This is a genomic window from Kosakonia oryzendophytica (assembly GCF_900094925.1).
GTDB lineage: Bacteria > Pseudomonadota > Gammaproteobacteria > Enterobacterales > Enterobacteriaceae > Kosakonia > Kosakonia oryzendophytica.
Genome location: NZ_FMAY01000017.1, coordinates 73,845 through 85,349, shown reverse-complemented (window position 1 = coordinate 85,349; position 11,505 = coordinate 73,845). Strand labels below are relative to the sequence as shown.

At 53.1% G+C, this 11,505-nt stretch carries 11 protein-coding genes, 2 tRNA genes and 2 rRNA genes; 12 read left to right on the top strand and 3 right to left on the bottom strand.

Translation table 11 applies throughout. The features are described 5' to 3' along the window. From GA0061071_RS21595 to GA0061071_RS21580, 4 genes are all read left to right on the top strand, one after another. Positions 1 to 116 (top strand): 23S ribosomal RNA (locus tag GA0061071_RS21595); the annotation flags it as partial. A 94-nt stretch (positions 117 to 210) separates the two neighbouring features. Next, a 5S ribosomal RNA gene (rrf, locus tag GA0061071_RS21590) occupies positions 211 to 326 on the top strand. Between the two features lie 52 nt (positions 327 to 378). Further along, positions 379 to 455: transfer RNA gene (locus GA0061071_RS21585), tRNA-Asp, on the top strand. An 8-nt stretch (positions 456 to 463) separates the two neighbouring features. Continuing rightward, positions 464 to 539 (top strand) — tRNA-Trp (locus tag GA0061071_RS21580). Positions 540 to 633: 94 nt separating this feature from the next. On the opposite strand, the gene hdfR is transcribed toward GA0061071_RS21580, so the two are convergent. After that, positions 634 to 1,467, bottom strand: a complete 834-nt coding sequence (gene hdfR / locus GA0061071_RS21575) for an HTH-type transcriptional regulator HdfR (RefSeq protein WP_088237706.1) — start codon at positions 1,465 to 1,467, stop codon at positions 634 to 636. A gap of 106 nt (positions 1,468 to 1,573) precedes the next feature. Between hdfR and GA0061071_RS21570 the strand changes: the two genes are divergently transcribed. After that, on the top strand, positions 1,574 to 1,912 hold the full coding sequence (locus tag GA0061071_RS21570; protein ID WP_061499247.1) for a MaoP family protein: 339 nt from the start codon (positions 1,574 to 1,576) through the stop codon (positions 1,910 to 1,912). A gap of 25 nt (positions 1,913 to 1,937) precedes the next feature. Here GA0061071_RS21570 and GA0061071_RS21565 read toward each other — a convergent pair whose 3' ends face one another. Then, on the bottom strand, positions 1,938 to 3,458 hold the full coding sequence (locus GA0061071_RS21565) for a YifB family Mg chelatase-like AAA ATPase (protein WP_088237707.1): 1,521 nt from the start codon (positions 3,456 to 3,458) through the stop codon (positions 1,938 to 1,940). Positions 3,459 to 3,799: 341 nt separating this feature from the next. Between GA0061071_RS21565 and ilvL the strand changes: the two genes are divergently transcribed. The 7 genes from ilvL to ilvA all read left to right on the top strand — a co-directional run bounded on the left by ilvL (position 3,800) and on the right by ilvA (position 10,480). Next, positions 3,800 to 3,898: an ilv operon leader peptide gene (gene ilvL, locus GA0061071_RS21560; RefSeq protein ID WP_001311244.1), complete on the top strand. Its 99-nt coding sequence runs from the start codon at positions 3,800 to 3,802 to the stop codon at positions 3,896 to 3,898. Positions 3,899 to 3,984: 86 nt separating this feature from the next. After that, the gene (gene ilvX, locus GA0061071_RS23820) at positions 3,985 to 4,035 is read left to right on the top strand and encodes a peptide IlvX (RefSeq protein ID WP_209446748.1); all 51 of its coding nucleotides are present in this window, start codon (positions 3,985 to 3,987) and stop codon (positions 4,033 to 4,035) included. A gap of 2 nt (positions 4,036 to 4,037) precedes the next feature. Beyond that, a complete protein-coding gene (gene ilvG / locus GA0061071_RS21555; protein WP_061499240.1) occupies positions 4,038 to 5,684 on the top strand; it encodes an acetolactate synthase 2 catalytic subunit in 1,647 nt (548 codons plus the stop codon). Next, the gene (gene ilvM / locus GA0061071_RS21550) at positions 5,681 to 5,950 is read left to right on the top strand and encodes an acetolactate synthase 2 small subunit (RefSeq protein ID WP_017459702.1); all 270 of its coding nucleotides are present in this window, start codon (positions 5,681 to 5,683) and stop codon (positions 5,948 to 5,950) included. The genes ilvG and ilvM overlap by 4 nt, the downstream gene beginning before the upstream one ends. A 17-nt stretch (positions 5,951 to 5,967) precedes the next feature. Continuing rightward, positions 5,968 to 6,897, top strand: a complete 930-nt coding sequence (ilvE, locus tag GA0061071_RS21545) for a branched-chain-amino-acid transaminase (protein WP_061499237.1) — start codon at positions 5,968 to 5,970, stop codon at positions 6,895 to 6,897. A 185-nt stretch (positions 6,898 to 7,082) separates the two neighbouring features. Further along, on the top strand, positions 7,083 to 8,933 hold the full coding sequence (ilvD, locus tag GA0061071_RS21540) for a dihydroxy-acid dehydratase (RefSeq protein WP_088237708.1): 1,851 nt from the start codon (positions 7,083 to 7,085) through the stop codon (positions 8,931 to 8,933). 2 nt (positions 8,934 to 8,935) lie between these two features. Continuing rightward, positions 8,936 to 10,480, top strand: a complete 1,545-nt coding sequence (gene ilvA / locus GA0061071_RS21535; protein ID WP_088237739.1) for a threonine ammonia-lyase, biosynthetic — start codon at positions 8,936 to 8,938, stop codon at positions 10,478 to 10,480. Between the two features lie 4 nt (positions 10,481 to 10,484). On the opposite strand, the gene ilvY is transcribed toward ilvA, so the two are convergent. Then, positions 10,485 to 11,375, bottom strand: coding sequence for an HTH-type transcriptional activator IlvY (gene ilvY, locus GA0061071_RS21530; RefSeq protein WP_061499226.1), 891 nt, complete (start codon positions 11,373 to 11,375; stop codon positions 10,485 to 10,487). Between the last annotated feature and the right edge of the window lie 130 nt (positions 11,376 to 11,505).

Here is an 11,505-nt window from a genome sequence, read left to right as displayed (position 1 = left end):
CTGAGACTTTAAGTCTCCTGAAGGAACGTTGAAGACGACGACGTTGATAGGCCGGGTGTGTAAGCGCAGCGATGCGTTGAGCTAACCGGTACTAATGAACCGTGAGGCTTAACCTTACAACGCCGAAGATGTTTTGGCGGAAGAGAGACAATAATCAGCCTGATACAGATTAGATTGACAGACCGGAAGGTGTGTTGATGACAGAATTTGCCTGGCGGCACTAGCGCGGTGGTCCCACCTGACCCCATGCCGAACTCAGAAGTGAAACGCCGTAGCGCCGATGGTAGTGTGGGGTCTCCCCATGCGAGAGTAGGGAACTGCCAGGCATCAAATTAAGCAGTAAACCGGTGTAAAAACCGGTAAAGTGACAAATTCGGTGGAGCGGTAGTTCAGTCGGTTAGAATACCTGCCTGTCACGCAGGGGGTCGCGGGTTCGAGTCCCGTCCGTTCCGCCACCCTATTTAGGGGCGTAGTTCAATTGGTAGAGCACCGGTCTCCAAAACCGGGTGTTGGGAGTTCGAGTCTCTCCGCCCCTGCCAGAAACAATCCTTAGCATTTATTTGCTAAGGATTTTTTTTTGCGTTTTTTTATCTCATTTCTGTGGAATACCATTCAGCATCCTTGCCTCACGGTTCAATCAATCACTTTGATCTTCAAGAGATCTTTGATCTGGTTTTGTTTGTCACTGTTCTGCAACCAGATGGCATAAAGCGGACGGGAAAGCGCCACAGTATCCGTCACCTGGTGTAAGCATTCTTTTTTATCTGCCCATAAGACAGGTAACCATGTACAGCCATTCAATTGAGTTAACTGGCGATGCGCAACTTCTGCCGAGCTCGTCGTCAATGTGGGCACATCATCGCTGGCAATCAATTCCACCTCATGCTGCTGGAAATCAGGCCCCCATTCCAGACGAAGGTAATTTAGCTCTGATTTTGTTTTTTCAGGTGCTGAGCAATACAGCGCCAGCGTGAAATGTCCCAGCAGCTGACTGCTGAACTCATCCATTTTGGGCGTCTCGGTGGTGATCAGCAGATCTAACTGACGCTCATGCAACTGCTTAACAAGCGATTGCCGCTGTGCAATACGCGCTTCAAACTGCAGATTACCGCCAAGATCATAAAGCCTGGTCAGCCAATCGCTTAGCATGCATTCCCACAGTGAAGCGCTGGCACCGATAGAAAATTGGTGATGACGTGAAGTGTGCGCGACTTCCTTCCTTGCTGCCTGCCATGTGTTCATTAACGTTTCTGCGTAAGGCAGAAGTTTTTCTCCTGCAGCTGTCAGACGGATGTTATTACGATGACGAGTGAAAAGATTGACTCCAAGCTGGTTTTCCAGTTGGCGAATACGAAAACTCACCGCAGATTGCGTCAAATAGAGAGCTTCAGCCGCCCGACCAAAGTGACGAGTCCTGCTCACTTCCAGGAAAGTTTTTAATAATTCCGTATCCACAGCTTTCTCCACAAAAATATTTGTCGTAATGATTTAAATGTTTTGTTTTACACTCTGTCAAGCGTAACTAATACTCCGCGCCATAAATAGCTCGGCCAAAGAATTAGGAGCGTGCAGGATGGCGGAAAGCTTTACGACGACGAATCGTTTTTTCGACAATAAAAATTATCCACGCGGGTTCTCTCGCCACGGTGATTTCACCATCAAAGAGGCTCAACTGCTTGAGCGTCATGGTTATGCCTTTAACGAGCTGGAGCTCGGCAAGCGCGAACCGATGACCGAAGAAGAGATGCAGTTTATTGCCGTTTGCCGTGGAGAACGTGAACCCAGCACTGAAGCAGAACGTGTCTGGATTAAGTATATGGCGCGCATTAAGCGTCCGAAGCGTTTTCATACCCTGTCCGGCGGTAAGCCGCAGACAGAGGGCACGGAAGACTACACAGATTCCGACGATTAAGACAAAGGGGCTGCGGCCCCTTTTTTTATCTCAGCATTTTTTGCAGATGAACAAATAGCCTGTCGATAGCACGGTAACTTAGCGCTTCCTGCAGGTGGCAACGCTGAATCCGTTCTTGCTGCTCCAGATCGGCAATGGTCCTTGCTACCTTTAGCAGACGCTGCCAGGCCCGCACAGACAGACCCAAACGTATTAATGTCTCTTCCAGCCAGTCGCTATCCTCCCCGGAGAGTGAACAGAACAGCCTGGTTTCGCTACTCTCAAGCCGCGCGTTGAGTTTATCCTGACGAGCCAACTGGCGCGCTTGCGCGCTCACAACGCGGGCACGAACCGTTTCACTGCATTCACCTTTGACTTGCGTCTGACTCATTAGCCCGGCGACAGGAAGCGGTATCTCCAGTGAGAGATCAAAACGATCGAGAAACGGGCCTGATAATTTTGCCAAATAGCGTAACGTTTGTTCCGGCGTACAGCGGTTATGTTTCCCCTGATAGTGCCCTGTAGGGCTAGGGTTCATGGCGGCGATCAATTGGAACCGTGCCGGGTAAGTGACTTTCGCTCGTGTTCTGGAAATATCAATTTTCCCTGACTCAATCGGCTCGCGTAACGCATCCAGTACCCGCCTCTCAAATTCTGGCAACTCGTCGAGAAATAGTACGCCGTTATGTGCCAGCGAAATTTCACCCGGACCGGGTATTGAACCTCCCCCAACCATAGCTGCGAGTGAGGCGCTGTGGTGAGGCGAACGGAACGGTCGCCGTCGCCAATGCTGGGTGAGGTTGGCGGCGTTTAACACACTCATCACCGCAGCGCTTTCCAGCGCTTCCTGATTGCTCAGTGGTGGAAGTAATCCACCTAACCGACTTGCCAGCATTGTTTTTCCTGTGCCGGGTGGTCCGATGAGCAAGAGATTATGTCCGCCGGCAGCGGTGATTTCCAGCGCCCGTTTTCCCTGTTCTTGTCCGATAACATCACTTAAATCTTCACTGTGCACTTCCTGAGGGAGGTGAAAAGGCTTCGGTGGTAACAATTGATGTTTGTCTTCCAGAAAGGCGCAGACCTCTTGTAAATGTCCAGCAACAAGGCATGCCTGCGTTTGTGCCAGGCTGGCTTCTGCTTCGTTCCCCTGCGCAAGGATGATGTTTCTGTGGGCTTTTAAGGCTTCCATCACACAGGAGATAGCACCAGGAACCCCGCGTAATGCCCCTGTAAGCGCGAGTTCGCCGACAAACTCGTAATGGCTTAACTTTCCGGTTGTAAGCTGCTCAGAGGCAGCGAGAAGCGCGATGGCAATGGGTAAATCGTATCTACCTCCTTCTTTAGGTAGATCCGCCGGTGCCAGGTTGATGGTGATCCGTTTAGCGGGAAACTCATAGCCGCTGTTGATAAGTGCGCTACGTACTCTGTCTCGCGCTTCCCTGACAGTCGTTTCTGGCAGTCCAACGATAGTCAGACCGGGCAGTCCATTGCTGATATGGACTTCTACCGTCACCAGCGGTGCGGCGACCCCCAGAACTGCCCGTGTGTAAATTACTGACAACGCCATAACACCTCCTTTTCGGGGCATTATCGGTTCTCAGTTTTGTCATTTCTCTGCTGTTTTTTTCTTTTTGCGTGATGTTTCCCGTTCTTTCATCGCAAGCCTAAACACTTTTCACACTGTTGGAAGCGCGTTCGCATGATCAGTTATAGGGATGTTCAATCTCTGAACAGTGCCATGAAAAAGTGAAATATTTTCACCCTTCTTTTTTGCTATATAAAACAAAGGTTTTTTAGCAACCTGTCGACTGTCTCGCAAAATAAGTCATAAATATTTCTTGTGTCCTGTCTCAAATCTGTGATAACTCTTTAGGCATTCCTTCGAACATGAAGCAAGAACGAACACAAATGACAGCCCTTCTACGAGTGATTAGCCTGGTCGTGATTAGCGTGGTGGTGATTATTATCCCACCGTGCGGGGCTGCACTTGGACGAGGAAAGGCTTAAAAAACAAGCCTTAACGAACTAAGACCCCCGCACCGAAAGGTCCGGGGGTTTTTTTATGACCTAAAAACATTAACGAGGAGCAGAGAATGAGTTGTAGCACAAAATTCTGTTTCTCCCGATATCCGGCGGGGAACTAACTATGAATGGGGCACAGTGGGTAGTACATGCGTTGCGGGCACAGAAAGTCGATACCGTATTCGGGTATCCGGGTGGCGCAATTATGCCGGTTTACGATGCATTGTATGACGGCGGCGTGGAACACCTACTGTGTCGGCATGAGCAAGGCGCGGCGATGGCAGCCATCGGGTATGCCCGCTCTACGGGTAAGACTGGTGTGTGTATCGCCACCTCTGGTCCTGGTGCCACCAACCTGATCACAGGTCTTGCCGATGCACTGTTAGATTCCGTTCCGGTCGTCGCTATCACAGGGCAGGTTGCAGCGCCGTTTATCGGTACCGATGCATTTCAGGAAGTAGACGTGCTGGGTTTATCCCTGGCCTGTACGAAACACAGCTTTTTGGTTGAGTCGCTGGAGGATTTACCCCGCGTGATGGCCGAGGCTTTTCACATTGCCAATTCTGGCCGTCCTGGTCCGGTACTGGTTGATATCCCAAAAGATATCCAGCTGGCAGTCGGTAATCTGGAGCCCTATTTCTCCACCGTTGAAGACGATGTTTCCTTTCCGCAAGAGCAGGTTGCTGACGCGTATCAGATGCTCTCTCAGGCTAAAAAACCGATGCTGTATGTCGGCGGCGGCGTGGGAATGGCTCAGGCTGTTCCGGCATTGCGTGACTTCCTTGCGGTCACAAAAATGCCGGTTACCTGCACACTGAAGGGGTTAGGCGCAGTTGAGGCGGAGTACGCTTACTACCTTGGCATGTTGGGTATGCACGGGACGAAAGCGGCAAACTTTGCGGTGCAGGAGTGTGATTTGCTGGTTGCCGTTGGCGCGCGTTTTGATGATCGCGTCACCGGCAAACTGAACACATTCGCGCCGCACGCCAAAGTCATCCATATGGATATCGATCCTGCGGAAATGAGCAAATTGCGCCAGGCGCACGTTGCGCTACAGGGTGATTTAAATGCCTTGCTGCCTGCGTTGCAGCAACCGTTGATGATTGACGAATGGCGTCAGTTCAACGCCGACCTGCGCCGCGAGCATGCCTGGCGTTATGACCATCCCGGTGAGGCTATCTATGCCCCTCTGCTGTTAAAGCAGCTTTCTGAGCGTAAACCGGAAAATAGCGTAGTGACCACCGATGTGGGACAGCACCAAATGTGGGCGGCCCAGCATCTGAGTTTCAATCGCCCGGAAAACTTCATTACTTCCAGCGGATTAGGCACCATGGGATTTGGTTTGCCTGCTGCGGTGGGGGCGCAGGTTGCCCGCCCGGACGATACGGTTATCTGTATCTCCGGTGACGGCTCTTTCATGATGAATGTTCAGGAGCTGGGCACCGTAAAACGCAAACAATTACCGCTGAAGATCATTTTATTGGATAACCAGCGCTTAGGGATGGTTCGTCAATGGCAGCAGTTATTCTTCAATGAACGTTATAGCGAAACCACCCTGACCGATAACCCCGATTTCCTTACGCTGGCCAGCGCCTTTGGCATCCCCGGCCAGCACATCACCCGTAAAGACCAGGTTGAAGCGGCACTCGACACCCTGCTTTCGTGCCAGGGGCCATATTTGCTTCATGTCTCAATCGACGAACTTGAGAATGTCTGGCCGTTGGTGCCGCCCGGCGCCAGTAATGCACAAATGCTGGAGAAATTATCATGATGCAACATCAAGTCGCCGTTGAGGCTCGTTTCAACCCGGAAACGTTAGAACGCGTATTGCGTGTGGTACGCCACCGTGGCTTTCAGGTGTGCGCGATGAACATGGAAACCGCCAGTGATGCGCGGAATATAAATATTGAATTGACCGTTGCCAGTCCGCGCCCTGTCGAATTACTGTTTAGCCAGTTGAGCAAACTTGTCGACGTTGCCAGGGTTGATATCCGACAGCGCGCCACATCATCACAATCACAACAAATCCGCGCATAAGCGCAATAGGAAGAACAATGACGACGAAAAAAGCAGACTACATTTGGTTCAATGGCGAGATGGTTCGGTGGGAAGACGCAAAAGTCCACGTGATGTCCCACGCGCTGCATTACGGTACGTCTGTATTTGAAGGCATCCGTTGCTACGACTCTCACAAAGGTCCTGTGGTCTTCCGCCATCGTGAACATATGCAGCGCCTGCAAGACTCTGCAAAAATTTACCGTTTCCCGGTTTCTCAGAGCACTGACGAACTGATGGAGGCATGCCGTGCCGTGATCCGCAAAAATAACCTGACCAGCGCTTATATCCGCCCATTGGTATTTGTGGGCGACGTGGGTATGGGCGTGAACCCGCCAGCAGGTTACTCCACTGACGTGATCATCGCTGCGTTCCCGTGGGGAGCTTATCTCGGCGCTGAAGCGCTGGATCAGGGGATCGACGCCATGGTGTCTTCCTGGAACCGCGTTGCGCCAAACACCATTCCGACAGCTGCAAAAGCCGGTGGTAACTACCTTTCATCCCTGCTGGTTGGTAGCGAAGCGCGCCGCCATGGTTATCAGGAAGGTATCGCGCTGGATGTGAACGGCTATATCTCTGAAGGCGCAGGCGAAAACCTGTTTGAAGTGAAAGACGGTATCCTGTTTACCCCACCGTTTACTTCTTCCGCACTGCCGGGTATCACGCGTGATGCCATCATTAAGCTGGCGAAAGAGCTGAATATTGAAGTACGCGAGCAGGTACTGTCCCGCGAATCTCTGTACCTGGCGGATGAGGTGTTCATGTCCGGTACCGCCGCAGAAATCACGCCGGTACGCAGCGTCGATGGTATCCAGGTTGGTGAAGGCCGTTGTGGCCCGGTTACCAAACGCATTCAGCAAGCATTCTTTGGCCTCTTCACCGGTGAAACCGAGGATAAATGGGGCTGGTTGGATCAAGTTAACCAATAAATACCCATCATACTTCAGGTTGTAAGTGTGTTGGCTGCACGCGTTCACCCCAGTCACTTACTTATGTAAGCTCCTGAGGATTCACTTGCTTGCCGCCTTCCTGCAACCAGAATGATTTAGGGTATACAGAGAAACATGGGGTGGCACGCACCATCCCATCTACAGGATAGACTGGGAGTTTAAGCATGCCTAAGTACCGTTCCGCCACCACCACCCACGGGCGCAATATGGCGGGTGCCCGCGCGCTGTGGCGCGCAACCGGGATGACCGATGCCGATTTTGGCAAACCGATTATTGCCGTCGTGAACTCGTTTACCCAGTTCGTGCCGGGCCACGTCCATTTGCGCGATCTTGGTAAACTGGTTGCGGAGCAAATTGAAGCCGCAGGCGGCGTCGCGAAAGAGTTCAATACTATTGCTGTCGATGATGGCATCGCGATGGGGCACGGCGGTATGCTTTACTCACTGCCCTCCCGCGAGCTGATTGCTGATTCTGTTGAATATATGGTGAATGCCCACTGCGCCGATGCCATGGTGTGTATTTCCAACTGCGACAAAATCACCCCGGGGATGCTGATGGCCTCCCTGCGTCTGAACATTCCGGTCATTTTTGTTTCCGGCGGCCCCATGGAAGCCGGGAAAACCAAACTCTCTAACCAGATCATCAAACTCGATCTGGTGGATGCAATGATCCAGGGCGCAGACCCGAAAGTCTCTGACGATCAGAGTGAACAGGTTGAGCGTTCCGCTTGCCCTACCTGCGGCTCCTGTTCCGGTATGTTTACCGCCAACTCAATGAACTGCCTGACTGAAGCGTTGGGCCTTTCTCAGCCGGGTAATGGCTCACTTCTCGCCACCCATGCCGATCGCAAAGATCTGTTTATCAATGCCGGCAAACGCATTGTTGAACTGACCAAACGTTATTACGAGCAGGATGATGCCAGTGCGTTGCCGCGTAATATCGCCAGCAAAGCGGCGTTTGAAAATGCCATGACGCTGGATATCGCCATGGGCGGTTCGACCAATACTGTTCTGCACCTGCTGGCCGCCGCGCAGGAAGCGGAAATTGACTTCACCATGAGCGACATTGACAAGCTTTCCCGCAAGGTGCCGCAGTTGTGTAAGGTCGCACCAAGTACACAGAAATACCATATGGAAGATGTGCATCGCGCCGGTGGCGTGTTGGGTATCCTCGGAGAGCTGGATCGTGCAGGCCTGCTGAACCGCGGCGTGAAAAACGTGCTGGGCCTGTCGTTGCCGCAAACCCTTGAACAATACGATGTGATGCTGACCAAAGACGAGGCGGTGAAAACCATGTTCCGCGCAGGTCCGGCAGGCATCCGAACCACGCAAGCATTTTCGCAGAATTGCCGCTGGGACACGCTGGATGACGATCGCGCTGAAGGCTGTATCCGCTCGCTGGATCATGCTTACAGTAAAGATGGCGGTCTGGCGGTGCTGTACGGCAACTTTGCGGAGAACGGTTGTATCGTGAAAACAGCGGGTGTTGATGACAGCAACCTGAAATTTACCGGCCCGGCGAAAGTGTACGAAAGCCAGGACGCGGCTGTTGAGGCTATCCTCGGCGGCAAAGTGGTAGCCGGCGATGTCGTGGTGATTCGCTACGAAGGTCCAAAAGGTGGCCCAGGTATGCAAGAGATGCTTTATCCAACCAGCTTCCTGAAATCAATGGGTTTAGGTAAGGCCTGCGCACTGATCACCGACGGTCGTTTCTCCGGCGGTACCTCCGGTCTTTCTATCGGTCACGTTTCACCCGAAGCGGCCAGCGGTGGCAACATCGGCCTGATTGAAGATGGCGACATCATTGCTATCGACATTCCGAGTCGTAGCATTCAACTGCAACTGAGCGATCAGGAACTGGCTGCGCGTCGTGAAGCCCAGGAAGCCCGCGGTGATAAAGCCTGGACGCCTGTCGATCGCGAACGTCAGGTATCCTTTGCGCTGCGCGCCTATGCCAGCCTCGCGACCAGTGCAGACAAAGGCGCAGTACGCGATAAATCTAAACTCGGGGGTTAATGATGGCCGAATCCCAACCCCTCTCCGCCGCCCCCGAAGGGGCGGAATACCTGAGGGCGGTGCTTCGCGCACCGGTTTATGAAGCGGCGCAGGTAACGCCGCTGCAAAAAATGGAAAAGCTCTCTTCGCGTCTTGATAACGTCATTCTGGTGAAACGCGAAGACAGGCAGCCAGTGCACAGCTTTAAGCTGCGTGGGGCGTACGCGATGATCGCCGGGCTGACGGAAGAGCAGAAAGCAAGCGGCGTAATCACGGCTTCGGCAGGCAACCATGCGCAAGGTGTGGCAATGTCTTCCACCCGGCTTGGTATTAAATCGCTTATCGTTATGCCGGTCGCGACTGCGGATATCAAAGTTGATGCGGTACGAGGCTTCGGCGGCGAGGTACTGCTGCACGGCGCTAACTTTGATGAAGCCAAAGCTAAAGCCATTGAGCTGTCGCAACAGCAGGGTTTCACCTTTGTACCGCCGTTCGATCACCCGATGGTGATTGCCGGGCAGGGGACACTGGCGTTGGAGCTTTTACAGCAGGATGCGCATATCGATCGCGTTTTTGTACCGGTGGGCGGCGGCGGTCTGGCGGCGGGCGTAGCGGTGTTGATTAAGCAACTGATGCCGCAAATCAAGGTTATTGCCGTCGAAGCGGAAGAGTCGGCCTGTCTGAAAGCCGCCTTGGATGCGGGCCATCCGGTTGATTTACCCCGTGTCGGGCTGTTTGCGGAAGGGGTGGCGGTAAAACGTATCGGCAACGAAACGTTCCGGCTGTGTCAGGCTTATCTCGACGACATCGTCACCGTGGATAGCGATGCGATTTGTGCGGCGATGAAAGATCTGTTCGAAGACGTTCGCGCTGTGGCTGAACCTTCCGGTGCGTTGGCGCTGGCGGGCATGAAAAAATACATCGCTATGCATAATATTCGCGGCGAACGACTGGCGCATGTGCTTTCCGGCGCTAATGTCAATTTCCACGGTCTGCGCTATGTCTCCGAGCGTTGCGAACTGGGCGAACAGCGCGAAGCACTGTTGGCGGTCACAATTCCGGAAGAGAAAGGCAGCTTTCTGAAGTTCTGCCAGTTGCTTGGCGGGCGTTCTGTTACCGAGTTTAACTATCGCTTTGCGGATGCGAAGGACGCCTGCATTTTTGTCGGCGTGCGCTTAAGCCGTGGGGTAGAAGAACGTAAAGAGATACTCGAACTGCTGCATAAAGGCGGCTATGACGTGGTGGATCTCTCCGACGATGAGATGGCGAAACTGCACGTGCGTTACATGGTCGGCGGTCGGCCATCTAAGCCGTTGCAAGAGCGCTTATACAGTTTTGAATTCCCGGAATCCCCCGGCGCGCTGCTGAAGTTTTTACACACGCTCGGCACTCACTGGAATATCTCGCTGTTCCATTATCGCAGCCACGGTACTGATTATGGTCGTGTGCTGGCGGCGTTTGAGCTGGCGGATCATGAGCCGGACTTCGAAACCCGGCTCAATGAGCTCGGTTATGATTGCCATGATGAGACGCATAACCCGGCGTTCCGGTTTTTCCTCGCCGGTTAGTCGGTTAATGGTTGGGCAAGATTTGCCAGAATGCACTGACAAGCGGCTCATGCAGCCGCTTTTTTTGTGCGCATACGCCCAGCTCGAACGGGGTTTTCTCGTCGCTGCGCTCAAGGATCATCACCCGATTGCGCACCGGTTCCGGGCTGTTTTCCAGCACCACTTCCGGAATCAGCGCTACGCCACAGCCTAATGCGACCATTGATACCATTGCTTCGTGGCCGCCAACGGTGGCGTAAATCGACGGGTTACTGATTTTATGACGACGAAACCACAGCTCAATGCGGCGGCGCACTGGCCCTTGATCCGCCATAATAAACGGCACCGTCGACCAGTCGGGATCTGGCTGCGAAACCTGGTTGCGTACCGGGCAGGGTAAGGCCGGGGCTATCAGCACAACAGCAAGATTTTCCAGCATGGAAAAAGCCACTGCGCCGGGCAAGGTTTCCGGTTTCCCGGCTATCGCCAGATCTGCTTCGCCAGTGACCACTTTTTCCATCGCGTCGGCGGCATCGCCGGTGGTGAGTTTGATTTCCACCGACGGATGTTCAGCACGGAAGCGATCGAGGATCGGCGGCAAATGGCTGTACGCCGCAGTAACGGAACAAAACAGATGCAACTCGCCGGAAAGGGAGGGGCCTTGCTGGTCTATCGTGTGGCGGAGTTGCTGATACTGCAATAAAGTTTGTTGAGCGAAAACGCGCAGTTCTTCTCCCGCTTCGGTCAGTGTGACGGTGCGGTTATCCCGCACAAAAAGCGGCTGGCCGAGATCCTCTTCCAGTCGCTGAATCTGGCGCGAGAGCGTGGAAGGGCTGACGTGCATGGCCCGCGCGCTACGGCCAAAATGGCGGCTTTCCGCCAAATGCAGAAAAGTTTTCAGGTCGCGTAAATCCATGAGACAGGCTCCACAAATTTGTATTGCAAAAATTGCAATGTCACATTGTTAATATATCAATTTAAGCAACGCATTTCCTGTCATATAGTGGGTTCAATCTCGCGAAACAGCGAACCGAACAATAAGCACG

Bases quoted from the DNA above. Each gene is read 5' to 3' on its own strand.
- ilvA (WP_088237739.1), top strand. From the start codon at position 8,936: ATGGCCGAATCCCAACCCCTCTCCGCCGCCCCCGAAGGGGCGGAATAC.
- ilvE (WP_061499237.1), top strand. From the start codon at position 5,968: ATGACGACGAAAAAAGCAGACTACATTTGGTTCAATGGCGAGATGGTT.
- ilvD (WP_088237708.1), top strand. From the start codon at position 7,083: ATGCCTAAGTACCGTTCCGCCACCACCACCCACGGGCGCAATATGGCG.
- GA0061071_RS21570 (WP_061499247.1), top strand. From the start codon at position 1,574: ATGGCGGAAAGCTTTACGACGACGAATCGTTTTTTCGACAATAAAAAT.
- ilvL (WP_001311244.1), top strand. From the start codon at position 3,800: ATGACAGCCCTTCTACGAGTGATTAGCCTGGTCGTGATTAGCGTGGTG.
- ilvG (WP_061499240.1), top strand. From the start codon at position 4,038: ATGAATGGGGCACAGTGGGTAGTACATGCGTTGCGGGCACAGAAAGTC.
- ilvY (WP_061499226.1), bottom strand. From the start codon at position 11,375: ATGGATTTACGCGACCTGAAAACTTTTCTGCATTTGGCGGAAAGCCGC.
- ilvM (WP_017459702.1), top strand. From the start codon at position 5,681: ATGATGCAACATCAAGTCGCCGTTGAGGCTCGTTTCAACCCGGAAACG.
- GA0061071_RS21565 (WP_088237707.1), bottom strand. From the start codon at position 3,458: ATGGCGTTGTCAGTAATTTACACACGGGCAGTTCTGGGGGTCGCCGCA.